The sequence below is a fragment of the Streptomyces sp. NA02950 genome (assembly GCF_013364155.1).
Classification (GTDB): Bacteria; Actinomycetota; Actinomycetes; order Streptomycetales; family Streptomycetaceae; genus Streptomyces.
In genome coordinates, this window is sequence record NZ_CP054916.1 from 8,288,831 (window position 1) to 8,313,209 (window position 24,379).

At 72.6% G+C, this 24,379-nt stretch carries 19 protein-coding genes and 1 pseudogene; 8 read left to right on the forward strand and 12 right to left on the reverse strand.

Features of this window, described 5'->3' with window-relative positions:
• The 3 genes from HUT19_RS35900 (at window position 1) to HUT19_RS35910 (ending at window position 2,621) form a co-directional block, all read left to right on the forward strand.
• The gene (locus HUT19_RS35900; RefSeq protein WP_176184691.1) at window positions 1-1,500 is read left to right on the forward strand and encodes a PLP-dependent aminotransferase family protein; all 1,500 of its coding nucleotides are present in this window, start codon (window positions 1-3) and stop codon (window positions 1,498-1,500) included.
• Window positions 1,501-1,651: 151 nt separating this feature from the next.
• Entirely contained in the window at window positions 1,652-2,083 is a 432-nt protein-coding gene (locus HUT19_RS35905) for a protein-tyrosine phosphatase family protein (protein WP_176187700.1), read from the forward strand.
• 34 nt (window positions 2,084-2,117) lie between these two features.
• Window positions 2,118-2,621, forward strand: coding sequence for a tetratricopeptide repeat protein (locus tag HUT19_RS35910; protein WP_176184693.1), 504 nt, complete (start codon window positions 2,118-2,120; stop codon window positions 2,619-2,621).
• 9 nt (window positions 2,622-2,630) lie between these two features.
• Here the strand turns inward: HUT19_RS35910 and HUT19_RS35915 are convergent, their stop codons facing one another.
• The 3 genes from HUT19_RS35915 to HUT19_RS35925 all read right to left on the reverse strand — a co-directional run bounded on the left by HUT19_RS35915 (window position 2,631) and on the right by HUT19_RS35925 (window position 4,370).
• Entirely contained in the window at window positions 2,631-2,966 is a 336-nt protein-coding gene (locus HUT19_RS35915; protein ID WP_176184695.1) for a nuclear transport factor 2 family protein, read from the reverse strand.
• A 114-nt stretch (window positions 2,967-3,080) separates the two neighbouring features.
• A complete protein-coding gene (locus HUT19_RS35920; protein WP_176184697.1) occupies window positions 3,081-3,239 on the reverse strand; it encodes a hypothetical protein in 159 nt (52 codons plus the stop codon).
• 69 nt (window positions 3,240-3,308) lie between these two features.
• Window positions 3,309-4,370: an enoyl-CoA hydratase/isomerase family protein gene (locus HUT19_RS35925; protein ID WP_176184699.1), complete on the reverse strand. Its 1,062-nt coding sequence runs from the start codon at window positions 4,368-4,370 to the stop codon at window positions 3,309-3,311.
• Window positions 4,371-4,540: 170 nt separating this feature from the next.
• Between HUT19_RS35925 and HUT19_RS35930 the strand changes: the two genes are divergently transcribed.
• Window positions 4,541-4,990, forward strand: a complete 450-nt coding sequence (locus tag HUT19_RS35930) for a DUF523 domain-containing protein (protein WP_176184701.1) — start codon at window positions 4,541-4,543, stop codon at window positions 4,988-4,990.
• Between the two features lie 114 nt (window positions 4,991-5,104).
• Here the strand turns inward: HUT19_RS35930 and HUT19_RS43600 are convergent.
• Window positions 5,105-5,557, reverse strand: a pseudogene (locus HUT19_RS43600) (GAF domain-containing protein); the annotation flags it as partial.
• A 622-nt stretch (window positions 5,558-6,179) separates the two neighbouring features.
• Here HUT19_RS43600 and HUT19_RS35940 point away from each other — a divergent pair.
• The gene (locus tag HUT19_RS35940; protein ID WP_176184705.1) at window positions 6,180-7,229 is read left to right on the forward strand and encodes a DUF4331 family protein; all 1,050 of its coding nucleotides are present in this window, start codon (window positions 6,180-6,182) and stop codon (window positions 7,227-7,229) included.
• Window positions 7,230-7,290: 61 nt separating this feature from the next.
• Here HUT19_RS35940 and HUT19_RS35945 read toward each other — a convergent pair whose 3' ends face one another.
• The 7 genes from HUT19_RS35945 to HUT19_RS35980 all read right to left on the reverse strand — a co-directional run bounded on the left by HUT19_RS35945 (window position 7,291) and on the right by HUT19_RS35980 (window position 17,398).
• Window positions 7,291-8,487 (reverse strand): cytochrome P450, encoded by a 1,197-nt coding sequence (locus HUT19_RS35945; RefSeq protein WP_176184707.1) that lies wholly within the window; start codon window positions 8,485-8,487, stop codon window positions 7,291-7,293.
• Between the two features lie 13 nt (window positions 8,488-8,500).
• A complete protein-coding gene (locus tag HUT19_RS35950; protein WP_176184709.1) occupies window positions 8,501-9,607 on the reverse strand; it encodes a methyltransferase in 1,107 nt (368 codons plus the stop codon).
• Between the two features lie 63 nt (window positions 9,608-9,670).
• Window positions 9,671-11,293 carry a serine hydrolase gene (locus HUT19_RS35955; RefSeq protein ID WP_176184711.1) on the reverse strand — a complete coding sequence of 541 codons (1,623 nt, stop codon included), beginning with the start codon at window positions 11,291-11,293 and terminating at the stop codon, window positions 9,671-9,673.
• Window positions 11,293-13,323 carry a Gfo/Idh/MocA family oxidoreductase gene (locus HUT19_RS43605; RefSeq protein WP_254885964.1) on the reverse strand — a complete coding sequence of 677 codons (2,031 nt, stop codon included), beginning with the start codon at window positions 13,321-13,323 and terminating at the stop codon, window positions 11,293-11,295. Before HUT19_RS43605 ends, HUT19_RS35955 begins: the two co-directional genes overlap by 1 nt.
• A gap of 12 nt (window positions 13,324-13,335) precedes the next feature.
• Window positions 13,336-14,634 carry a radical SAM protein gene (locus HUT19_RS35970; protein WP_176184713.1) on the reverse strand — a complete coding sequence of 433 codons (1,299 nt, stop codon included), beginning with the start codon at window positions 14,632-14,634 and terminating at the stop codon, window positions 13,336-13,338.
• Between the two features lie 12 nt (window positions 14,635-14,646).
• Window positions 14,647-15,753, reverse strand: a complete 1,107-nt coding sequence (locus HUT19_RS35975) for a Gfo/Idh/MocA family oxidoreductase (RefSeq protein WP_176184715.1) — start codon at window positions 15,751-15,753, stop codon at window positions 14,647-14,649.
• A complete protein-coding gene (locus HUT19_RS35980) occupies window positions 15,743-17,398 on the reverse strand; it encodes a hypothetical protein (protein WP_176184717.1) in 1,656 nt (551 codons plus the stop codon). Before HUT19_RS35980 ends, HUT19_RS35975 begins: the two co-directional genes overlap by 11 nt.
• A 323-nt stretch (window positions 17,399-17,721) precedes the next feature.
• Between HUT19_RS35980 and HUT19_RS35985 the strand changes: the two genes are divergently transcribed.
• On the forward strand, window positions 17,722-20,589 hold the full coding sequence (locus tag HUT19_RS35985) for a LuxR family transcriptional regulator (protein ID WP_176184719.1): 2,868 nt from the start codon (window positions 17,722-17,724) through the stop codon (window positions 20,587-20,589).
• Window positions 20,590-20,886: 297 nt separating this feature from the next.
• Window positions 20,887-22,170 (forward strand): YncE family protein, encoded by a 1,284-nt coding sequence (locus tag HUT19_RS35990; protein WP_217712394.1) that lies wholly within the window; start codon window positions 20,887-20,889, stop codon window positions 22,168-22,170.
• On the opposite strand, the gene HUT19_RS35995 is transcribed toward HUT19_RS35990, so the two are convergent.
• Window positions 22,058-22,756, reverse strand: coding sequence for a YitT family protein (locus tag HUT19_RS35995; RefSeq protein WP_254885965.1), 699 nt, complete (start codon window positions 22,754-22,756; stop codon window positions 22,058-22,060). The genes HUT19_RS35990 and HUT19_RS35995 overlap by 113 nt on opposite strands.
• A 73-nt stretch (window positions 22,757-22,829) precedes the next feature.
• Here HUT19_RS35995 and HUT19_RS36000 point away from each other — a divergent pair, with 73 nt between their 5' ends.
• Window positions 22,830-24,308 (forward strand): PLP-dependent aminotransferase family protein, encoded by a 1,479-nt coding sequence (locus HUT19_RS36000; RefSeq protein ID WP_176184721.1) that lies wholly within the window; start codon window positions 22,830-22,832, stop codon window positions 24,306-24,308.
• The last annotated feature ends 71 nt before the right edge of the window (window positions 24,309-24,379 follow it).

Genomic DNA, 24,379 nt, shown 5'->3' on the forward strand with positions numbered 1-24,379 from the left:
GTGAGGAGAGCCAAAGAGGAGTCGGTCAGCAGGTCCAAAGAGCCGGGCGCCGACTTTCTGCAACTCGACATCGGCGACGCGCCCGCGCGTGGCCGCGCGCGGTGGCTGGCCGAGCGGCTGCGCCTCGCCATCGCCGACGGCCGTCTCCCGGTGGGCAGCACACTGCCCGCGAGCCGACGGTTGGCCGCGGACCTCGGTGTCTCCCGTGGGGTCGTCACCGACGCCTATCAGCGGCTGGCCGAAGCGGGCCATGTCAGTGGCCACGGCCGCGGCGGCACCACCGTGGTCTCCGCCCCGGCGCTGCCGCGCCCCGAGCGGCCCTCGACGCGCCCCCCGACATCGTCGGCGCTGTTCGGCCACGACCCGCCCGGTGTGGACATCTTCGACCGGCTGCGCACCACACCGGCGCGGATCGATCTCTCACCCGGCCTGCCCGACCTCGCCGCCTTTCCGCGCGCGGCCTGGCTCCGCGCCGAACGCACCGTGCTGAACACCCTGGAGCCGTCCGCGTTCGGGTACAGCGATCCGAGCGGCACACCGGCCGTACGACGGTCCATCGCCAGGTGGCTGGCGCTCAACCGCGGGATCCGTGTCGATCCGGACGAGGTCATCATCGTGGCGGGGGTCTCGCAGGCGCTCGCCCTGATCGCCCGTGTGCTGCGGCAGGACGGAATCACCGGGATCGCCGTCGCAGACCCGTGCTCACTCGGTATCCGCCAGCATCTGAACTACTGGGGTCTGGACACACCCCCGGTCCGGGTCGACGCCGACGGCCTGTGCGTCGACGAACTGAGCGACAGTGGGGCGAAGGCGGTCGTGCTCACCCCCGCACACCAGTTTCCGACCGGGGTGGTGCTCCACGGCGACCGGCGCCGCCGGCTGGCGCGGTGGGCCGAGGGCGGAGGGCTGATCATCGAGGACGACTACGACGCCGAGCACCGCTACGACCGTCCTCCCGTCTCGGCGCTGCGCGCCGCGCTGCCGGAACACGTCTTCTACACCGGGTCCATCTCCAAACTCCTCGCCCCCGCACTGCGGTTGGGATGGCTGCTCGCGCCGACGCGCTACCGCGACGACCTCGTGCTGGCCAAGCGCAACAGCGACCTCGGCAACGCGGTACTGCCGCAGCTGGTACTGGCCGAACTGCTGGACTCCGGAGAGCTGGAGCGCCAGTTGCGGCTGCTGCGCCGACGCCATGTGCACCGCCGCGACGTCATGATCAAAGCCATCGCCGGCCGGCTGCCCGGCACGGTGGTCCACGGGGCGGCGGCCGGGCTGCACCTTTCGATCACGCTCGGGTCCGGGACGGACGACGTCGCCCTCGCCGCGGCGGCGTTCGCGCGGGGTGTCAAAGTGCATCCGCTGTCGTGGTACGGCCAGCGGCCCCTGCACCCCGGGGTCGTTCTCGGCTACGCGGCGTCCCCGCCGGGCGACATCGAGACGGGCGTCGCGGTACTCGGCACCGCGCTGCGCCACCTGGCGGGCGGAAATCCGCGGTGACACGGGCAGCCCTCGGTTACGTTGACATCGAAGAGTCCATACAGCGATGCGTCAGGGGGACATGATGCCGTCGAGCCGACCGGACAACGGAGACGGGGACACGGCGGTGACGGACAGCTCCACGGAGCCGGACCACACCCCCGGACCGCGGCTGTGGGACCCCGGCGTCCCCGGGATCCTCCGGCTGCCCTCCGGCCGCCTGGTGCGCGGCCGGGGACTGCGGAAGCCCCTGCCCACCGGACCGTCGCCCGCCTACGCGGTGTATCTGCTCGGCAAGCGGCCACCGGAGGCGGCCTGGGAATCCGACTGGCTCCGCTGGCCGGACTTCCGTCTCCCCAGTGACCGGGGCCGCGCCGAGGACCTGTTGAGGGAGGTGTGGCGGCGCGCGGCACACGAGCGGGTCGAGGTCGCCTGCGGCGGCGGCCGCGGCCGTACGGGCACGGCCCTGGCCTGCGTCGCCGTCCTCGACGGCGTCCCGCCCGCCGAGGCGGTGGCCTTCGTACGGCAGCACTACGACCGGCACGCCGTCGAGACCCCGTGGCAGCGCCGCTATGTGCGCCGCTTCGGAGCCGCCACCGGCTGATCACCCGGCCGGTCCGGCTGGGACACTATCCGGTATGAGCGACAAGGGCACACGAGACGAACTGCTGGCCGAGGCCGTGCGGTTGCGTGAACAGGGGCACCCCGACCAGGCGCGGCAGCGGCTGGTGGCGCTGTCCGCCGCGTACCCCGAGGACACCGGGATCGCGTACCAGACGGCCTGGGTCCACGATCTGCTGGGGCTGGAGGCCGAGGCCGTCCCCTTTTACGAGCGGAGCCTCGGCGCTCCGGGGCTGTCGGCCGAGGACCGCCGCGGTGCGCTCCTCGGGCTCGGCAGCACCTACCGCACACTCGGGCGGTACACCGAGGCGGTCGACACCCTTCGCGGGGCCGCGGAGGAGTTCCCCGACGACGGTGCGTTCCGCGTCTTCCTGGCCATGGCCCTGTACAACACCGGCCACCACCACGAAGCCATGGGGCTGCTGCTCACCCTGCTGGCCACCACCAGCGACGACCCGTCGGTGCGGAGCTACCGGCGGGCCATCGCCCACTACGCCCGGGACCTCGACGAAACGGTCTGAGGGCCGGAGTCAGGCGGCGGGGGAGGGGCCAGGGGTTCGTAGCAGTCGTCGTTCCGCTGACCGGCGGTCTTTTTCGTCGCGGAAGTCGATGAAGGTCGAGATGTGGGCAGGCGGGACGTGGCCCGCCGGAAGCTCACCGCGGGACACCGCGAGCGTTCCGGTCCAGCGGACCTCCAGGGCCACCTGATCGCCCGCGGCGACCGCGCCGATCACCTCGAAACTCTGCTCGCGGAGCACGCGGCGGCCCGCCTCGGCCGCCGCGTCCGTCCCGGCCCGATCGCGCACGGCACCGTCGGGGAACAGGGCGTTCGGCAGCTCGTGGTGAACGGTCGGGGAACTCGCCACCAAGCTGGACATGACCCGGCAAGGGGCCTCGAAGGCCGTCGCCGAGCTCGAGCTCCTCGGCCACACCGAGCGCGTCCCCGACGACCGGGGACGCCCGTCTCCGCCGCGTCGGGCTCACCGCCCGCGGCCGCGCCGCGGTGACCGCCGCAACGCCGGGCGCGGGCGGCGCTCGACGAGCGGCTGGCCGCGCGCTTCGGCGACCGCCGTCTCACCGAGCACCGTGCACTGCTCACCGAGGCGCTGGACGAGCCGGGCGGCACCGACGCCGTCCACCGCCGGGACATCCGCCCACCCCAGTGAGCCGCCCGTGCTCCCGCGTCCTACCGCCCCCTCACCCTCCGGCTACGCGGAATCGGTGGCTCCGAGGCCCAACTCGCGCTCGCCCAGCGGGGCGAAGAACGCGGCCACGTGCTCGTCCGTCACCTCGGCGAGCGTGCCGGGGGACCACCGCGGTCTGCGGTCCTTGTCCACCAGCTGCGCACGGATCCCCTCCACCAGATCCGGGCTGGACAGCGCGGCACAGGAGACGCGGTACTCCTGCTCCAGCACCCGCTCCAGCGGACCCAGCGCCCGGGCCCGGCGCAGCGCCGCCAGGGTGACCTTCAGCGCGGTGGGGGAGCGGGTGAGCAGTGTCTCGGCGGTCTCCTTCGCCGCGGTCCCGGACATGGTGTGCAGCCGGTCCACGATCTCCTCGACCGTCCCGGCCGCGTACGCCTGGTCGATCCAGCCGCGCTGGGCGTCCAGTTCACCGGGCGGCGGCCGGTGCGCATAGCGGGGCAGCACCTCGTCCACGGAGGACCGGGCGAGGTCGGCCATCAGCCGGGGCACCAGCTCCGACGGTACGAAGTGGTCCGCGAGCCCGCACAGCAGCGCGTCCGCCGCGCCCACCGCCCGGCCGGTCAGGGCCAGATGGACGCCGAGTTCACCGGGGGCGCGGCCGAGCAGATAGGTGCCGCCGACATCGGGGACGAAGCCGATACCGGTCTCGGGCATGGCGACACGGGAGCGCTCGGTGACGATCCGTACGCTGCCGTGGGCCGAGACCCCGACACCGCCGCCCATCACGATGCCGTCCATCAGCGCGACATAGGGCTTGCGGAAACGGGCGATCCGGGCGTTGAGCCGGTACTCGTCGGCCCAGAAGGCCGCCGACGCCGCCCCTCCGGCGCGGGCGTCCGTGTAGACGGCCACGATGTCGCCACCCGCGCACAGCCCGCGCTCGCCCGCACCCGTGATGACCACCGTCTCCACCGCCGGGTCCCGCTCCCAGGCGGTCAGCGCCCGGTCGATACGGGTCACCATGGTGTGTGTCAGGGCGTTGAGCGCCCTCGGCCGGTTGAGCGTGAGATGGGCCGTGTGTCCTTCGGTGCGCAGCAGCACCTGCTCGTCGTCGGCCGTCGTCATCGGGCCGCCCCGGCCGGACCGGTCTGTGCGCGGGGCAGGGTGAAACGCATGATCTCGTCGATTCCTTCCACGGATCGGCACGGCCGCGGAGCGCGGACGACCACGTTCGGCGCCGCACTCCCGAGGCCATACTGCCCAGGCCCCCCGGCCTCGCGGCTAGCCTTGGCGGAATGACGGCAATCTTGGTCAGCGCGTGTCTGCGCGGAGTACCCTGCCGGTACGACGGGCGGCACAAGCGGGTGTCCGAGCTCGACGAGGCGGTGGCCGGGCGCGAGGTGGTGTCCTTCTGCCCGGAGGTGGCGGGCGGGCTCCCCACCCCGCGGCGGCCCGCGGAGCTGGTGGGTGGCGACGGCCACGATGTCCTGGACGGTACGGCACGGGTCGTCGACGACACCGGCCGCGATGTCACCGCCGCGTTCGTGGACGGCGCGCGGCGCGCCCTCGAGGCGGCCCGGCGGGGAGGCTGTACGGAGGCCCTGCTGATGCCGCGCAGTCCCTCGTGCGGACGGGGCGCGGTCCACGACGGATCGTTCTCCGGGGAGCTGACCCCCGGCGACGGGGTGACCGCGGCGCTCTTCGCGCGCAACGGCATCACCGTGCGGCCCGCGCCCGGGGTGTGAGGGCGCCCGCGACCCGCCGCGAGGTGCCCCCTCACCTCCGGTGGCCTCCCGGGTGGAACTCCAGCCGCCGGATCCGCTCCACCCGCTCCTGACGGCCCCGGGGCTGGGGATCCTGTCCCCCACACAGATCGTGCCCAGCCCCATCCCCGTACGGTCGATCGGCGGCGCGCCCAGGCAGGGGTGGATCCCGATCTCCTCGACCACGGGATTTCCGGCGAACCGCGGGTAGTCGCGGACCTCTTCCAGTCCCAGCGCCTTGCGCCGTACCACCCCATGCGGACCGTAGCCGTGGCCACGGGCCATCACCCGGCCCGGCTGGGCCTGGGCGGCGTCCTGCGGGCCGAGGCCGACCGTGCGGTCGGCCACCGCGGTGGACAGACCCGCGAAGTACTGACGGTTCTCGTCGATGAAGTTGACCACCGCATAGCGGCCACCGGTGGCGGTGGCTAGTGCGAAGTCGTCGAACTCCGGGACCGGGCTGTCGCCGATCCCCACCTCCTGGAGCCGGAGCACCCGCGACGGGGCGTCGGTGTCCGCCGGGGGAAGCAGCGGATGCCGTATGGCGATCCCTCCCCGGGACGGGTAGGCGGGACTCGATCCCGCGCTGCACCAACGACTGGAGCCGGTGGGCGAGATGTACGGCGCCGGACGGCACGGTCGCCCGCGTTCCTCGGCGCGGAGCTCCTGCCGTACCGGGCGCGCGACCCCTAACCGCCGTTGGACGACGGCGGGGCCGCGCCGTAGGACGCCGTCGCCCCAGCGCGGGCGTACGGGGCCGGCGGGCACCCCGCGGCCCCGTATGGCCGTTCCCGTCCACGCGGGTCAGCGCGAGGCCGCGGGCCCTGCATCCGGCCCATTTGGGCGGACGGTGCCGGCCGGGAGACAGGGGTGGCCGATCACGGCCCCGGCGGCCGTTCCGGGCTCTGCCCACTCCCCTTCCTCACGGGTGCGTTCATCGTTCGAAGGTCAACCGAAGGGAGCTGTCACTGTGCACTTCCGTCCTCGCCGTCCGTGCCACCGGTGCCTACTGTCCTGAGCGAAGCACGGCGGCCGCACCCTGCCCTCCCGGGCCCATCTCCCGTGACACACACGGGCGTTGCCCTCACGCCGCGCGGTGCTCCCCCTCGTCGTACGGCAGCACGGCCATGCTCCGCCGAGCGCCCCCCGATCCAGCAGAACAGGACCCTTGATGAGTCATCACCACGACTCGCTGCTCGCCCGGCAGGACCCGCGGCTCGACATCAGTGATGTGTATCTGTTCCGTGGTTCCACCGGGACCGTCTTCGTCGTGAACGTCAATCCGCTCTCCGGGGAGGGTGGTTTCCACGACGACGAGAGCCTCTACGAGATCAAGGTGGACACCGACGGGGACGCCGTCGAGGACCTCACCTACCGCTTCACCTTCGGTACTCCGGACACCGACGGCACCCAGCGGTGGGAACTGCGGTGCCTCACCGGCGCCGCCGCCCGCGATCGCTTCGCCGACGGCGCTGTACTGCTCTCGGGTCTCACCGGGGAGCCCGTCACGACGGCCGAGGGGCTGCGGGTGTGGGCGGGCCAGGCCGGGGACCCCTTCTGGATCGAGGGCTCGGTGGTGACGGCGGTGAAGACCGGTATCGCCCAGGGCACCGCGCCCGATCTTTCGGGCGTCGACCCGGCCACCGCGGTGAACCTCTTCGCGGACACACAGGTCCATTCGATCGTCCTGGAGGTGCCGGACCGGCGCCTCGGTGGCGCCGGAGCCACCATCGGCTTCTGGGCCGCCACCGTGCTCGCCACCGACGCGGGCGACTGGCGGCAGATCAACCGCTGTGCCCATCCGCTGCTCAACACCCTCTTCGACCTCGAAGAGGCGGAGCACGACATCGACTTCAACGCCACCGAACCCGCCGAGGACCCCGACCGCTACGGGCCGGAGCTCCGCCGCGCCACCGAGCGGGCCGTCGCGGCCACCGGAGCCGCGTCCGACCCGGCCGCGTACGCCGCCCGGCTCCGGGATCTGCTGCTGCCGGACGTCCTGCGGTACGAGGTGGGCAGCGAGGCCCGCTTCGGTGTCGAGGCGCGCAACGGACGCGCGCTGACGGACTGTGTGCCCGAGGTGATGTTCCAGCTGGTGCTGGGCGTACCCGTCGGAATGGCACTGGACGCGAGCGCCGCGGCGGGGGCACCGCGCGATGACTTCCCCTATCTGTCCGCGCCGGTGATCCTGTCACCCGAGCGGGCGGGACGTTGCCCCTGAGCGGATGCGGCGACGCCCCGTCGTCGTCCCGGCGGCGGGGCGCCCCGCGGTATGCCCGCGCCTACCAGGACACCGGAAGGGCGGTCGGTCCCCGGACGATGGCCTCCGGCGGGCGCCAGCGCAGGGTGGCGGGGTCCGCGGCAAGGGCGAGGCGGGGGCAAGCCGCCACCAGCTCCTCGAGGGCGATCCGCAGCTGGAGACGGGCCAGTTGGGCGCCGAGGCAGATATGCGGACCGTGTCCGAAGCTCACGTGTCTGGTGGTCGTGCGGTCCACGGACAGTGCCCCGGGGCGCGGATGGGCACGGGGGTCGAAGTTGGCGTGGAGGAGGGAGACCAGGACCGCTTCGCCCGCGCGGACCGGTTCCCCGGCGAGTTCGGTGTCCGTCCGCGCCAGCCGGGTGAAGCTGATCGGGACCACCGGGGCGAACCGCAGCAGTTCCTCCACCGCGCCGGGAACCAGACCGGGGCCCGCGACCAGGCGCCGCCACTGCCCGGGGTGCTCCAGCAGCGCCAACACCGCGAGACCGGTCTGCCCGATGGTGGTCTCGTACCCGGCGTTGAGGAGGAGTTCGACCAGGGCGATGAGCTCCGCTTCGCTCAGTGAACCGTCCTCGTCATGGGCCCGCACCAGCGCGCCGAGCAGATGCTCGCCCGGATCACGCCGAGCCATGCGTAGCAACGCGACGAAATGAGCGCGTAGTTCGGCGCGGGCCGTCGCGGACTCCCGGGGTGTGCAGGGCACGAGGGCGTGGCCGAGATCGGCCAGGGCGGCGAAGCGGTCCCGTTCCGCCTCGGGGACACCGAGCATTCGGCAGATCGTGGCCGCGGCCAGCGGCATGGTGTAGTCGCGGACGAGGTCGAACGGGCTGCCGCGCCGCAGCAGACCCCGGGCCTCGGCGCGGATCCCGTCCTCCAGGGCGGCGATGGCGTGCGGGATGAAAGCGCGGCTGACCAGGGCCCGTAATCGGCTGTGTGCGGGAGGATCGAGGCTGGTTAGACTGGCCGGATCGGGCTGGAGCGGATGGACCGCCGGGGCTGCTGGGGCGACCGCCGCGGCACGGCTGAAGCCCGGGTCGGCCAGCACCCGGCGGCCGAGTGCGAACCGGGTGACCAGCCAGAGCCGGTCACCGGTGGGGGCGAGGATCCGCACCACATCCGGCACCGGCCTCCGCGGCAGATAGGGCGGCAGCGGACCCCGCTGCGCCGCGGTGGCCGGATCACCGGCCCGGGCCACCGCGCGGTTTCCGGAGGCACTCATGCGCATCCACCCGCTACTTGACGCCCACGACCATGTACTCGGGCCCGTCGAGATGGGTCACCACGATGTCCCGGAACCCCGCATCGGTCAGCCACTCACGGGCCTCGGCCCCGGTGTAGCCCAGCCCGCCGGCGGAGACGAGCGAGACATTGAGGCTGATCAGCAGACCGGTGGTGCGCCGCCGCCGGTCGTCGTCGATGAGCGACTCGTAGAGGATCAGCGAACCGCCGGTGGGCAGTGCTTCGTACGCCTTGCGGATGAGCGTCTTCTTGGTGTCGAGGTCCCAGTCGTGCAGCACATGCCCCATGACGAGCACATCGGCGGTGGGCAGCGGTTCGGCGAAGAAGTCGCCACCGGCGAACTCCGCCCGGTCCCCGACGCCCGCGCTCCGTGTGTGCTCGGTGAAACCGGGGCCCACGGACGGCAGATCGAAACCGATGCCCCGCAGATGCGGATGGCGGCCCAGGACCTGCACCAGAAGCGCACCCTCCGCGCAGCCGATGTCGGCCACGGTGCCCACCGGACCCCAGTCGTGGGCTTCGGCGAGCGCCTGGTTCGCACCCATGCTGTATCCGGTCATGGCCCGGAGAAAGCCCCTCACCTGCTCCGGGGTAGCGAACGCCTCCCCGAAGGTGTCGCTTTGGGTGTCGCCGTCGACCAGCCGCGCAGCGCCTCCGCGCCGGTCGTCCTCCTCGCCACCCGCCGTCGCCAGGGCCGTGGAGAAGTCGAGCCTGCCGCCCCCGCGCAGCCCGTCGGCCATCCGCGCCCACCAGCCGAACCCCGCGTTCAGGAACTCCAGATAACCGGAGATGTCGGTGGCCGGCCGGGCGGGGTCCAGATGGCGTGCGGCCAGCGCGGAGTTCCGGTACACCCCGTCCTCGCGCTCCAGTACGCCCAGCGAGACCAGCGCGTCGAGGAAGTCGGCCGCGCCACGGCCCGCGATACCGAGCCGCTTGCGCAGTTCGTCAAGGGTGCCCGGCTCCTCGGCCAGGGCCGTGAACACACCCAGTTCCACCGCGCTCAGCAGCACCTTCGACTTCCAGAAGGCCACCGCGATATCGATCAGGGCATGGGGGGAATCAGCCGTCGGCTCGTGCTCGGTCGTGTGGTGGTCAGCCATCGTGTGTTCTCCGTCTTCGGTATCGGGACAGGCCGGAACGGGGGGACATGGGCGGGCCGGGGGTCAGACCAGACCGAGATCGCGGTACACGGCGTCGCAGAGGGCGACGGTCCGCTCCTGGTGCTCCTCCTGCCAGGTCTTTCCGTTGAGGTGGAGGGCGGCCACCAGACCGGCGTCGGGGTCGGCGAAGACCAGCGACGTCCACAGTCCGTAGTGCCCGAAAGTGCGCAGTGACGCATGTCCGCTGTACGCCGTGCAGTGGTCACCGAGGTGGTGTGATTCGAGGCGGAAGCCCAGCCCCCAGTCGGCGTTGCCGAACGGGTCGACCAGCCCGACCCGGTGGTGCGCCGTCAGCGCCGCCACCGTCTGTGGCCGCAGGATCCGCCCCGCCCGGCCCTGCCCCCGGGCGAGCAGCGCTTCGAAGAACAGCCCGAGGTCGGACATCGGACCACGGATGTTCAGCCCCGGAATCGGCCGGGTGCACGACGCCTCGGTGGCGAACCAGTGGGTGGCCTGGGCGGGTTGTCCGCCACCGGTGATGTAGATCAGGGGAAGGCGGTCGGCCGTACGGCGGTACTCCTGGGGGGTGAGGATGACGCGGGTGTCGCGCATCCCGCAGGGCGCGAGGACCTCCTCGGCCAGGTAGCGCTCGTAGCTGCGCCCGTCGACCGCCTCGACCACGTCCGAGAGCAGGAACCAGGCCCACCAGGGCGCGTAGTTGATCTTTGCGCCGGGGGTGGCGTCCGGCGGCGGTGTCATGCTCTTGAGCCGGCCCCGTCGCAGATCCTTCGGTGTGGCCACGATCCCGTGCAGCGGGTCGAGCGCCATCGGCATCACACTGGTGTGGGTGAGCAGCTGGTACAGCGTGATGTGCTCGCGGCCGTCGCCGGAGAACCAGGGGAGGTAGTCGGCCACCGGCCGCTCCGGATCCACCAGGTCCTTCTCCCACAGCTGGCCGAGGGCCACCGCGCCGAGGGTTTTGGAGCAGCAGTACCAGATGGGCAGGGAGGCGCGGGTGAACGGGACTCCGGGGCGGCACTCGCCCAGTCCCGCCGAGACACGGGTGCCCGACGGGGCGTGCGAAACGTACAGCTGGGCGCCGGGTGTCGTACGGCCGAGTTCGGCCCGCAGCCGGGCCATCGTCTCCGGCAGCGCGTCGGTGGCGGCGCGCACCGCGCCCGCCTCGTCGTCACCACCCCGCGGGACCAGGGGGACGGGCGCGGGCGCGGCGGCGGACGGCAGCCCCTCGGTCCCGGCGCGCAGCGCCGCCAGACATCCGGCGGTGTCCTGTTGCAGCAGCCGGTCGAGGAAGAAGACGAACAGGAACACGCCCTCCAGCCCCAGACCACCGTGTTCGAAGAGCCGCACCCGTCGTTCCGCGTCGCCGAAGAGGAAGGTGGCGGCATCGGCGTGACCGAGGGCGCAGGCCACGGTGGGGCGTTCCGGGGTGGCTCCGCCGAGGAACCGCAGCGCGCCGGTGGCCAGGTCGGCCAGCACGGTGACGGTGTCCGGGACGTACGGCGGCGCGTCGGTGAGGCGCAGCTCGATACGGATGGCCTCCGCCGGGTCGAGGGTCCGCGCCGCGGGATGGGCGGCGGCGAGGTCCAGCCACGCCGGGGAGAACAGGGGGTGCCGGGCCGCCGCGGCGCCGTGGGTGTGGCACGCGGCGGCCCCGGCCTCGCTCATCAGTCCGTCCTCGCGAGGGTGAATCGCACCTTGGACGAACTGGTGAGACTTCCGTCGGGCGCCATGAGCTTTTTGAGCTCGGCGTCGACGGCCGCGGTGGCTTCTTCCCTCGCGTCCTCGGGGACGCTCTCCCAGAACTGCCGCCCGGCGGTCGACCACACCCAGCGCCACCACTGACCCGGCCCGACGAAGCGGGTCACACAGGCCTCCTCCACCGTCTCGACCGACCGGTATCCGGCCTTCTCGAGCGCGGTGTGCAGCGCGTCGGCCGACCGGAACGGGCTGTCGTCGGGCAGCCGGTGCGCGGAGAGACCGCCGTACGGGGCGCTGGCGCGGAACACGGCGTCCCAGCGCGGATCCGGCCTGCCCCACCACGACAGGGCGAGCCGTCCGCCGTCGTTCAGCAGTTCCCGGTAGCGCACCATGGCCGCCACCGGATCGAGGAAGAAGAACATCGAGATCCCGGCGAGCACCGCGTCGAAGGTGCCGGTCGCGGACGGCCCCGGTACTCCCCAGTCCACGGTCTCGGCGTCACCGGTGTGGGCTTGGGCGTTGTCCGGACCGGCGTCCGCGATGCGCTCGCGGGCGCGCGCCACCATGCCCGGCGAGAGGTCGATCCCGATGGCCTCGCCACCGGATCCGGCGGCCGCCCGGGCAGCGGGCAGCAGGACCGAGCCGGTGCCGCAGCCCACGTCGAGGACACGTTCGCCCGGCCGGATCCCGGCGTGCTCCACCAGCCGCTCGCCCAGGTCGTCGAAGTGGGTGACACCTACACGCTCGTAGGTCGGGGCGCTGCGGTCGAAGAGGCCGGCGATGGCCGCCTTCCGCCCGGAGCAGGCAGCGGTGGCGGGCAGGGTTTCGCTCATGGCGCTGCTGGTCCTTTCGGCGGGTGCCGCGGTGTCCGCCGCGGCGGGTCCCTCGTCGGCTACGGGGGGTGGGACACGGGGATCGAGCGGCACGGGGGCACCGGTGCGGCTGGACTCGTACACCGCGGTCACGACGGCGAGCGCCCGCAGCCCGGCCGCCCCGTCCACCAGCGGCGGGCGTCCGTCCGCCACGGCGTCGCAGAAGTCCATCAGCTGGTCGTGGTGCGGCTGGTAGAGCAGTCCGATCCGGTCCCGTACCGGCTCCCGGTCCGCACCGGGGTGGAGCGCGAGCCGTTCGGCGGCCTGGTTGCCCTCGCCGTACGCGCCGTGGTCAGCGGTTTGTTCGCCCGCACCGGCGGCGTGGAACCAGGTCAGCTCGTCGTTGTCGATGACGGCCGAGCCGCGGTCGCCGTGCACCGCGATCCGGGCGGTGCGCCCGGGGTAGGCGGCCGTGGTGGCCAGGACGGTGCCGAGGGCGCCGTCGGCGAACCGCAGACTGGCGGTGGCCACGTCCTCGACCTCGATGTGACGGTGGGCCAGAAGGGCGGTGTGCGCCGCCACCTCGGTCACCGGCCCGGCCAGCCACTGGATCAGGTCGAGGGTGTGTACGGCCTGGTTCATCAGGGCCCCGCCACCGTCCAGGTCGCGGGTGCCGCGCCAGGAACCGGAGCTGTAGTACCGCTGTCCACGCCACCATGGCAACTCCACGAGTACGGAGGTGATCCGGCCCAGCTCACCGCGGTCGACGGCGGCCTTGACCACTTGTGCCGCGGGGTCGAACCGGCGCTGGGAGATCACCCCCAGCGTCCGGTCCGCACGCCGCGCGGCCACGGTCAGCAGCCGTCCGGCGGCGGTCGTCGTGACCTCCAGGGGCTTTTCCACCAGGACGTGCTTGCCCGCTTCCAGGGCGGCCGTGGCCAGCTCGCCGTGGGTGCCACTGGGGGTGCACACGGCGACGGCGTCCACATCGGGGCGGGCCAGCAGCTCGGCCACCCGCCCGGCCGGGCAGCCGAGTTCGGCCGCCGACGCCGCGGCCCGGCCCGGGTCGCGGCAGGCCACGCCCGCCAGCCGGGCCCTGCCGTACAGCGGCTGATCCTCGCGGGTCAGCAGCCGGCCGAGGAAACCGCCGATGGATCCGCAGCCGATGATTCCGAACCGGAGCATGACCCGACCCCTTCAGCCGACCGGCACGATGGCGTTGCCGAGGTAGTTCGGCAGTTCGGTGAGGCGCTGCTGCTGGGCGTCGAGGTCCACCGGGTACTCCGCGCGGTAGCGCCGGGTGACCTCCTGCACCTCCTGCCAGGTGGCGGGCCGCCTGCCACCGTTGAGGGCGGGGGCCAGATCGTCGTAGAGGCTGGTACCGGGGCGCAGAAAGAGCTGGTTGATGCCGAACCACGCGGGCATCCCGGCCGCCCAGTCCACCAGTCGGCCGGATACACACGCGTCGTCGCCGGGCAGGCCGAGGAGGACGAACGCGAAGGGGGTGATACCGGCGTCGCGGAGCCTCAGTACCGCCTCCTGGACCTGCTGTTCGGTGACCCGCTTGTGCACGCCGGTGTCGGCGATGGCGGGGGACTCGGCGCCCAGCCACATGCCCTGGCAGCCCGCCTCGGCCCACTCGGAGACGTCGTTCTTCAGCACGATCTCGGCCCGGGTCTGCCCCACCCAGCCCAGTCCCCGGCCCTTCAGCCGCCCGCACAGCTCGCGGTAGAAGCCCTTGTTGATGCCGAAGACGTAGTCGAGGAAGAACACGAACTCCAGCCCCGCCGCCTGCTGGGCCTCGATCTCGGCCATCACCCGGTCGTGCGGCTGGGTGCGCATCCGGGTGCCGAACGGCAGATGGCAGAAGGTGCATCCGTAGGTGCAGCCACGGGCCGCGAGCACCATGCCGCACGGACCGGGCATCGGCAGCCCCCCGGTGATGACCTCGGCGGTGTAGCGGGCCACCGGGACCAGGTCGAAGGCCGGGAACGCGAATTCCTCCAGCGGGACGGCGGGGTAGGGCCGCGCCCCGGTGGACGCCGGCAGGTTCCCGGAGTCGGGGGACAGCACCGGGTCGGTGGCGCCCGCCTCCAGCGAGCGCACCGCGCCGACGGCCGCCGAGTCCACCTCGCCGAGGGCCACGTGGTCGACGCCGAGTTCGGCCCGGGTGGCCTCCGGGAGGTGGGTGGGGTGGGCGCCGACCGCGAGGGTGCGGGCCCCGGGGAAGCGCAGCCGGGCGCGTTCCACGGCGGCCGCCACCGGGCCCAGTTCCAGCGGATAGCACTGGGCCCGGTCGGCGATCGCGGTGATGGCGATCAGCAGGTCGAAGCCGTCCTCGGCGGTGTCGGGCGCGTCCTGGAGACGCTGGTCCCAGATGGCCACCGCATGGCCGTCGGCACGCAACTGCCCCGCGGCGGTGACCGCGTCCAGGGGCAGTTGCACGAAGTACTGGTCGAAGGGGTTGCTGGGGATGACGAAGCAGATCCGGGTCATGGCGCGTCACTCTCACAGGGGGGAAGGGAGGTCGGCGGATACGGAGCGCACGGGGGCGAAGGGCTCGGTGGAGCGGGCCAGCTCCGCCAGCAGGCCGATGCGGCGCACCGGTCCGAAGTCGTACTCCGGCGGCGCGGAGTCGGCCAGCAGCGCGGTCATGGCCCGACGCAGCGCGTTCTCCAGCGGGGAGTCGTGGACCAGCCACTCCTGGCGGCGGCCGGGCAGATCCACGGTCAGCCGGTGGGTGTTGCGCGGAAGGGCGGTGCCGCGCGGCAGGCTCACCGGGTCCAGCTCCAGGGTGAACCGCGCCGGGCCCGCGTCGAGCCGGACCAGCCGCAGCCGGTCGTCGGCGGCCGGGCCGGGCCTCGCGGCCCAGCCGGGGACCGGCACGTACGGCTCGGAGTCCGGGCCGACGATGCTGGAGTACAGCTCGACGGTGCCGAATCCGTCGAGGGCGACGGTGTCATGGGCGGCGGTGCTGATGAGTTCCGGGTCGGGCGCGATCCGCACGGTCTCGGGGCCGGGCACGGTCCCCAGATAGCGCTGGAGGGACTCGCGCGGCAGTACGGTGCCGAGCAGGGCGAGCATATGCAGCCACTCGTAGCCGAACACCCCGTAGTCGCGGTCCACGAACCGTCCCGCCGCTATGTCGGCGCGGCGGTCCTTCACGAACGCGATGCGCACGGCGCTCACCGGGTAGCGACGGGCGACATCCTGTGTGACCGTCTTCAGCAGCGCCGGGGCCTGGGCGTGCTGGTACTGGTTCATCACCACCATCCGGGCCCGCGGGTACTCCGCGAGCAGCGCGCCGAACGCGGGCACCTCCCACGAACCGCACACCGGCTTCTCCACCAGCAGTCGGGCCGCCGGATCCCGGGCGAGGACGGCCGCCACGGTGGGCAGATGGTCGGCGGTCGGGGTGCACACCGACCACAGGTCCACCGCGGGTTCGGTGGGCAGTTCCGCCACCGACCCGGCCATCCGGAGCCCCGGCCGCCGCAGCGACCGGGCGGCCGGGTCGACCACGCTCACGCTCACCCCGAGTGCCTCCAGCAGCCGGTGGTGCAGCCGCCCCGCCACGCCGTAGCCGACGACGCACACATGTGTCCTACCGGGCATGGCCGGCCACCTCGCTCGACGGCGACGCGGTGCCGGAGAGGTACCGGTCGTAGTAGGCGGTGAACAGCCCCGCCTCGTCGATCACCCGGTTCACCGGCTCCAGATGCACACCCGGCGGGAACTCGTGCAGATCGCGGCAGAGCTTCTTCGCGGCGAGCAGGGTTCCGGCCCGGTAGGCGTCGTAGCCGCGGTTGGCGATCCCCTCGTACTCGAAGAGGTTCAGGGAGCGCCCGTCGCCCAGGACGGTCACCGACTTCCCTGACGGCAGTGCGTAGTGCAGCCCGACGTGGGGGATCACGGTTTCGCGCGCCTCGGCGTGGCCGTCGGCCAGCAGACTGAAGTCCTTGGTGGCGAAGCCCGCGAGGAACACCCCGTCCGGCAGCAGTGGCAGATCCGCCGGTGTGACGGCGAGTTCACCGGTCCCGCCCATGATGAGGAAGGGGCTTCGGTGGGCCAGCGCCTCGGCCGTGGAGCGGTAGGTCTCGAAGCCGTCCTCGGCGGCGGTGATGAGGGTGAGGATGTCGGTGTCCACCACCCCCACCCGGCAGCCCAGGGCGCGCAGCGCGTGTGCGGTGCGGGAGCCCAGGGTGCCGTAGCCCAGCAGCAGCACATGGCGTCCGATGAACTTCTCGCCCGGGATGATGGCACGCAGCCTGCGGACGCACGAGTCGGCGATCTCGTTGTAGCCCAGTTCCGTCTTCACCTGTGAGCGGGCCATGTTGAGCACCGGGATGGCCAGCTTGCCGGGCGCTCCGGCGATCCGCTTCAGTCCGCTGACGGTGAGTTCGACGGCCGCGTCGACGTGTTCCGGGAACGGATCGTCGGAGCCGTAGCCCTGGGCGAGCAGCCCTCCGTCGTCGATGACGAGGACCCGGCGGCCCTCGGCGTGCGCACGGGCGACGAAGGCGCTCACCCGCTCGTTGACCTGGAGGGCGTGGGCCCGGGCTGCGGTGTCGGCGGTGCCGTTGATCACCGAGTTGTCGAGGGTGTCGCTGCGGTAGCCGTGGCGGACGAACCAGGCGTGCACCCGGTCGCGGCGCAGGGTGCGGTCGCCCTTGGACAGGGCGTAGATCCACTCCCGTGGAAGCCCCGCGCGTTCCATGGCCAACAGGAAGCCGACGCTGTTCTCCACGTAGTGGTCGCGGAAGACCAACGCCCAGTCGGCGAGCGCGGGTTCTGGGGTGGCATAGCGCTCGACCAGGGGCAGGCCGTTCCGGATGGACTGGATCTCGGCGGCGGTGTAGCACCGCGTCCGCAGCCCGATCTCCTCGACCAGCGCGGTGTACAGCGCCGCGGCCCGCTCCGGCAGCGGTCCGGCGGTGGCGGCGGCACTCACCAGCACCCGCCGCCGGGCCGGGGCGGGCAGCACGGGGTCGAGCGTACCGGGCGGACCGCCCGGCAGCGGCCGGCTGCGGACCTCCAGCCGGGCACCGGCCACGTCCACCACATGGTCATCGGGGCCCGGGGACACGAGCACCGGTCCCTCCCCGGACGGTTCCTGCCGGTCGAGGACCGTGCGCATCGCGTCGAGCAGTTCGGCGCCGTCCAACGGGCCGTCCAGCACCTCATAGGGGCCCACGGCGAGGGGAGAGGGAGCACCCGGAATCTCCAGCAGGTGACTCGGTGCGACTTCGGATAGTGACATAACTCCCGTCCACGTCCGGTGAACAACGACAGAGGCGGTTCCTGCTTCGGCACACGGTCGTCGGACTCGGTGGCACGTCAGCGCGGGACCCTCCCGGCAAGACTGCGACGCGGTCCGGTCCGCGGGCATCTGTCGTTCGACTGCGCCGCCCCGCCGCCCGTATCAGTCGTCGGACCGGACGGCCACCCGGCCGCATCTGTCGTCCGACTGGGGCCCCTCCGACAGGTCGTCCGAAATCGGTCCCCACCGCCTGGATCCGCACCGGTCGTTCGGTGAAGGTAATTGGTGAACCGACGGGGGCCCCAATACAAGGAGGACCTCGTATGCCGGTCGTCGGACGGGCGGAGGAACAGCGCACCCTGGCCGCCATGGCGGCCGCCGCGCGCGACGGCCACAGCACCGCCCTGGTCCTGCGCGGCGCGGCGGGCATCGGCAAGAGCGCCCTGCTGCGCGACCTGGCCGAGGGATCCGCTGAGGGCCTGCGGACGCTGTGGGCCATGGGGGTACGCAGCGAGGCCGGACTGCCGTTCGCCGGACTCCACCAGGTGCTGCGGCCCCTGCTGCGGTTCGAGGGGCGGTTACCGCCGCCCCAACGGGCCGCGCTGCACTCCGCGTTCGGGATGGACACCGCGTCCCCCGACTCCTTCCTCGTGGCGCTCGCCGCGCTCACCCTGCTGTCGGAGGCCGCCCACGAGACACCGCTGCTGCTGCTCGTGGACGACGCCCAGTGGATCGACGCGGCCTCCGCGGACACCCTGGGGTTCGTGGCCCGCAGGCTCGGCCCCGAGGGCGTGGCGATGGTCCTCGCCGTCCGCGACGGCTCGTCCTTCCAGGCCCCCGGGGTGCCCGAACTGACCCTGCGCCCCCTGGACACCGCCGCCGCCGGGGAACTGCTCGACCAGGCCGTCCCCGAAGGCGCCACGGCCGTAAGGGAGTTACTGATCCGGGAGGCCGAGGGCAATCCACTGGCGCTGACCGAACTGTCCACCGCCCTGAGCCGGGACCAGCTGCGCGGCGCCGTCCCGCTGACCGACGGACTGCCGCTCACCAAACGGCTGCACCGCATCCTCCCGCACAGCGCCGAACCCCTGCTGACCGAGGAGTCCGGGGTCCTGCTGCTGGCCGCAGCCGAACCCGAGGGCAGCCTCGCCACCATCCTGGGCGCCGCCGACCACCCCGACCGGGCCCTGAACCTCCTGCATCAGGCCGCCTCCGCACGTCTGCTCAGCATGAACCAGCAGTCCGTCCGCTACCGTCATCCGCTCTACCGCTCGGTGATCTACCAGGGCGCCTCGCCGGACCGCCGCCGCGCCGCCCACCTCGCCCTGGCACGCGCCGTCGAGGACGACGACCGGCGGATCTGGCACCTGGCCGCCGCCGCCACCGGACCGGACGACGAACTCGCCCGCAGCCTGGTGAAACTGGCCCGCCGGACGCGGCACACCGGCGACGCGGCCACCGCCGCCCGGGCACTGCGCCGTGCCGCCACGCTCACCTCGGCGCCGCGCCACCGGGCACGCTGGCTGATCGACGCCGCCGAATGCTCCTGGACGGCCGCCGAGCACCATCAGGCGGCTCTGCTGCTGAGCCAGGCGGAGCCACTGGCGGACACCTCGGGGCTGCGCGCCCGGCTCGCCCAGCTGCGCGGTGCCATCATCCATGCCTCCAGTGACCCCGTCGTCGCCTGCGCCACCCTGCTCGACGGTGCCCGGCTGGTCCTGGACTCCGATCCCGAACTCGCCCGCGAGACGCTGACGATGGCGGCCCGCTCGGCGTGGATCGCCGGTGACCCGGTCCGCCTCGACGAAGTGGCCGGACTGCTGGAGCGGTTGCAGAAGGACTGCCCCGAACCCGAGGCCACGGTGTCGCGGCGGATGGCCGAGCGCTGCCGCTATCTGAGCGGGCTGGCGGACGCGGCGGACACCGCGGGGCCGACGCCCTACGGCACCTCCTGCGACGACCGCCACCGGGCCGCCCCGCTGAGCTCTCTGCCGGGCACTGGCGTGCTGCCCTGGGCCGGTCCCCCCACCTTCCTGCCGTATCTGGTGGGCGTCGCGGACACCGTGCTGGACGCCTATCAGCGCACCCTGGACACCCTGCACCGGGACGGCTCGGCCGGTGCGCTGCCGATGCTGCTCGCGCCGATGGCCGCGCTGCAACTGGTCACCGGCCGCTGGACGGACGCCGTCGCCCTCGGCACCGAAGGCGTCTCGCTGGCCGACGAGACCCGTCAGCTCGGCCCGGCCAGCCATCTGCGCGCCCTGCTGGCCTGGCTCGCCGCCGTCACCGGAGACGGCCACGGCTGCCACCGGCTCGCCCAGGAGGCGCTGGACATCGCCGAACCCCACCGCATCTCCTCGGCCGCGGCGCTCGCGTACTGGTCCCTGGGACTCCAGGCGCTGTCCGACGGCCGCCCCGACCGCGCGGCCCCTATCCTCGCCGAGGTCACCGCCCCCGACAGCCCGCGCTTCCACTTCATGATCAGCTGGCTGGCCTACCCCGATCTGGTCGAGGCCCTGGTGCGCGCCGGGGAACAGGACCGGGCCCGTGACGCGCTGAGCCGCTTCGAGCGCCAGGGCGTACCGGACGACGCCACCCAACTGCATGCCGCGCTCCAGCGTTGCCGTGCCCTGCTGGCCCCCGACACCGAGGCCGACACCCTGTTCCGCCGGGCCCAGCGGGCTGCCGGACTCTCGATGTTCGAGCTCGGCAGGACCCAACTGCTGTACGGCGAGTGGCTGCGCAGGCGCCACCGCGTCAAGGACGCCCGGGAGCAGCTGCGCCGGGCCGAGGAACGGCTGCGCACCGTCGGCGCCGTCCCGTGGGCCGAGCTGGCTCACGCCGAGCTCCGGGCGGCGGGGGTGCGGGGGACGGGGATCCGGGCCGCCCGGCCGCCGGCCGTGGCGCCGTCGGAGGCGTCGGAGGCGTCGGAGGCGTCGGAACCGTCACCGTCCTCGCCGGACACGCTGCTCACCGCGCGGGAACTCCAGGTCGCGCGGCTGGCCGCACAGGGAATGACGAACGGGGAGATCGCGGCCCGGCTCTTCCTCAGCCCGCGGACCGTCGGCTACCACCTGTACAAGGTCTTTCCGAAGCTGGGTATCACCTCGCGAAATCAACTGTCCCTGTGCTTCGGCGAGGCGCTGCTGACGGCCGGTGAGCATCTGGGGGAGCGGGCCTCGGGCCAGTAGCGAAGACGCGGGGCAGGGCGTCCATGAATTTCGGACAACCTGATCAGGGGGCTCCGGGGAAGTCTCGATGGAAATACCTAGAGTTTGTTTGGGGATGCCGCCGGTGTCGCCGGTGTCGCCGGTGACTTCCGTGGTGTGTTCCGCCCGGGAGAACCGGTGAAGATGAGTTTGTGTCACTTTTTCTGTCCGGGCTCTTGTGGCGTCCGCCTCCGCTCATTACGTTCCGGTAGGCCCCGGAGTCGGCCTTCTGGAGGAGTGACCATGTCTGTCCGCGCAGTCCGGCGTCCCCGCAGGCCCATGCGCGGGAGGACCCTGCGCACACTCTTCTCCCTCGCCGCCGTCATGGTGCCGGCGGTGACCGGCTCCGCGACGGCCACCGCGACCGCCCGGCCCGCGTCGGCGGCCGGGCTGCGTGAGGTGATGTTCGTGGGCAACAACTGGGACGGCACCGCCGATGTCATCGCGTCCAGGGGCGACTTCGGCAGGATCGGCCGTATCGACGTCGTACCGGACAAGGGCCAGCGGCTCACGGAGATCTACCTCAACCCCGTCAAGCTGGCGTTCTTCCTGGGCATCCGGCAGGGGCCGGGCGAGGGGCACGACCAGTTCGTGGACGACATGTACTCCACCCCGGACGGCTCCGCCCTCGTCGTCTCCCGGCCCAGCTTCGCCGACGTGGTGTCCATCGACCTGAGGACCGGCGCCCTCAAGTGGCGTTTCCCGGTCTCCGGATTCCGCTCGGACCACATGGCGGTGTCACCCGACGGAAAGCGGGTCGCGGTGTCGGCCTCGACCTCGAACACGGTGCATGTGCTCGACATCGAGACGGGCAGGCAGTTCGGATCGTTCGCCACCGGGGACAAGCCCCACGAGAACGTCTTCACGGACGGCGGGAAGTACCTGTGGAACATGTCCATCGGCGAGGTCAACACCGCGCTGGACGAACCCTGGCTGGACTTCACGAAGGGCGACCGGCACATCACCGTGGTCGACGCGCAGACCTTCCAACAGGTCAAGGTCATCGACATGCGCGAACGGCTCGACGCCTTCGGCCGCGAGGACCTGTCCGACGCCGTCCGGCCGGTGGCCTTCACCCCGGATGAGTCCAGGCTCTACTTCCAGGTGTCCTTCTTCAACGGCTTCCTGGAGTACGACGTGGCCTCCGACCGCATCGCCCGGCTGAAGACCCTGCCGAAGAACCCGGACACCAGCGAGGACCGCACCACCTGGGTCAATGACTCCCGCCACCACGGGCTGTCGATGAGTCCGGACGGCACCAGGCTCTGCGTCGCCGGGACGATGGACGACTACGCCACCGTCGTCGACCGCGCCACCCTCCGGGAAGGCCCCCTGGTGGCCGCCTCGAAGCCGTACTGGGCCACGGTGAGCGGCGACGGCGCGTCCTGTGTCATCTCCGAGAGCGGTGCCGACCGGGTCACCGCGATCGACTTCGCCACCGGCGTAAAGGTCAGATCCGTACCGGTCGGGGACCATCCGCAGCGGGTGCGCATCGGTCATGTGGCGGCCGACTGGACGGGTCCGTCGGGCGGTAGCCGAACCGGGGCAGCAGCGCCTGAGTGACCGGGCCGACGGTGGCCGCGTAGAGCACCGTGCCGACGCCCACCGTCCCGCCGAGCAGCCAGCCCAGCGTCAGCACCGTGATCTCCATCAGGGTGCGGACGAAGCGCAGGGACCGACCGGTGGCGGCGGACGCCCCCGTCATCAGCCCGTCGCGCGGACCGGGGCCGAACCGGGCGCCGACGTACAGCGCCACCGACACCCCGTTGAGCAGCACCCCGCCGATGAGCAGTGCCACCCGGGCGGCGAGGTCCAGATCGCGGGGGATCAGCGCGAGGCCGAGGTCCGACGCGCACGCCAGAACGGCGATGTTGGCCACCGTGCCGAAACGCGGCCGCTGCTTCAGCGGGATCCACAGCAGCAGCACCAGCGCACCGAGCACGGCGTTCACCGTGCCGAAGCTCAACCCGGTGTGCCGTGCCACGCCCTCGTAGAGAACGCTCCAGGGATTGACGCCCAGCGAGGAGCGGACCATGACCGACAGGCTGAAGCCGTACAGCGCCAGTCCGGTGAAGAGCTGGGGGAGGCGCCGCAGCGGATGCTCACCAAGTGGCAGGTAGCCGAGGGGAGGAAGGGGTTTCAAGGCCATGGACGGTGAGTCTGTACAGTGATTGGCCTGCACGACATGGCCAATTTCGGGGGAGTGGCGGGAAGTGGCGGGAATGGACACACCGCACCGGATGCGTGGCGGAGACCGGACCGGCGGAACGCTGGGCAGCGGGCAACTGGCCGCGATGCTGCCCGACCCGGCGGGGATGCGGCCCGCCTTCCGCCAGCTGGCGCGGGAGATCAGCGCACTGATCCTGGACGGGCGGATCGCCCTGCACGTACGGCTCCCGGCCGAACGCGAACTGGCTGTCGCCCTGAGCACCAGCAGGGCCACCGTCACCGCCGGGTACGACCTGCTGCGGACGAGCGGCTACGCCTACAGCCGCCAGGGCGCCGGTACCTGGACGGCCCTGCCGGAAGGCCGTACGCCGCACGGGGTGACCCGGGTCCTGCCACCCCCGGACACCGCCATCGACCTGGCCAGGGCCGCCCCCGAACTGCCGGGACAGACCCTGGTCGACGCACTCGTCCACATCGCCCCGCAACTGGCCGACCACGCGGGCACCCCCGGGTATCACCCCTACGGCCTCCCCGGACTCCGCGCCGCCGTCGCCGACTGGTTCACCCGCCGTGGCCTGGCCACCCGGCCCGAACAGATCCTGGTGACCTCCGGCGCCCAGCACGCCCTCACCCTGATCCTGGGAGTGCTGTGCGGCACCGGCGACCGCGTCATGGTGGAGAACCCCTCCTACCCCAACGCCCTGGAAGCCCTGCGCCGGGCCCGGCTGCGCACCGTGTCCGCGCCGGTGGCCGACACCGGCTGGGACATCGGCGTCATGGAATCGACCCTGCGCCAGGCCGTCCCCCAACTGGCCTATCTGATACCGGACTTCCAGAACCCCACCGGGTGTCTGATGCCCGAGGAGGACCGGGCGCGGGTACTGCGGGCCGCTGAACGTTCCGGCACCTGGCTGATCGTCGACGAGACCCTGACCGACCTCGCCCTCGATGTGTCCGTCCCGCGGCCCCTCGCCTCGCACGCCGGGCCCGGCGGCGGTGGCCAGGTCCTCACGATCGGCTCGATGAGCAAGACCCACTGGGGCGGTCTGCGGATCGGCTGGCTGCGCGCCCCCGCGCGGCTGGTGACCGAACTCGCCGCACAGCGGGTGGCCGGCGACATGGGCGGCTCGGTGGTGGACCAGCTGCTGGCCCTGCATCTCCTGGACCGGGAGGACGAGCTGCTGCCACCCCGCCTGGACCAGGTCCGCACCCGGCGCGCCGCCCTGGCCGAAGCCCTCGCCGAGCACCTCCCGGGGTGGAGCTGGCGGATGCCGCCCGGTGGCCTGTCCCTCTGGGTGGACCTCGGGGAGCCGCTCGCCTCATCGCTGGCGGAGCGGGCGGTGGAGTGCGGCGTGCGGATCGAGGGCGGTGGCCGGTTCGCCGCTCATCCCGGTGTCTTCGAGCAGCGGCTCCGGGTCCCCTACACCCTCCCGCCCGACACCCTGCGGGAGGCCGTGCGGCGCATGGCCACCGCGCTCGCGGGCGGCCTGCCGCTCCCGTCCACCGCCCGGCAGCCGCACTGGATCGCCTGATGGGTGTCCTCGCAGGTCAACGGCGCGGTCCAGGTCATTCGAACGAAATTCGAACACAGGATCGCAATGTC